1 pseudogene is annotated in these 262 nt (G+C 70.6%); it reads left to right on the top strand.

What is annotated here, in order from left to right:
* Positions 1 to 262: pseudogene (locus SB719_RS20895) on the top strand (CbbBc protein); the annotation flags it as partial.

Raw genomic sequence — 262 nt, 5'->3', positions numbered from 1 at the left:
CGACCGCGCGCGGCCTGCGCCGTTGCGATCTCACCGTGCACGTCACCACCAAGCTCAACCGCAGCCACCTGATCCACGGCCGCGACGCGCTGATCCTGCCGTGCCTGGGCCGCACCGAGATCGACATCCAGGCGGCCGGCCCGCAGGGCGTGACCGTCGAGGATTCGATGAGCATGGTGCACCTGTCGTCGGGCATCAATCCGCCGGCGTCGGACACGTTGCTGTCGGAACCGGCGATCGTCGCGCGGCTCGCCGACGCGAC

Origin of the sequence: Pantoea sp. SIMBA_079 (assembly GCF_046940275.1) — a bacterium.
GTDB classification, from domain to species: Bacteria; Pseudomonadota; Gammaproteobacteria; order Enterobacterales; family Enterobacteriaceae; genus Pantoea; species Pantoea borealis.
The sequence above is the reverse complement of the archived record's forward strand: the minus strand, read 5'-3'. Positions and strand labels throughout refer to the sequence as shown.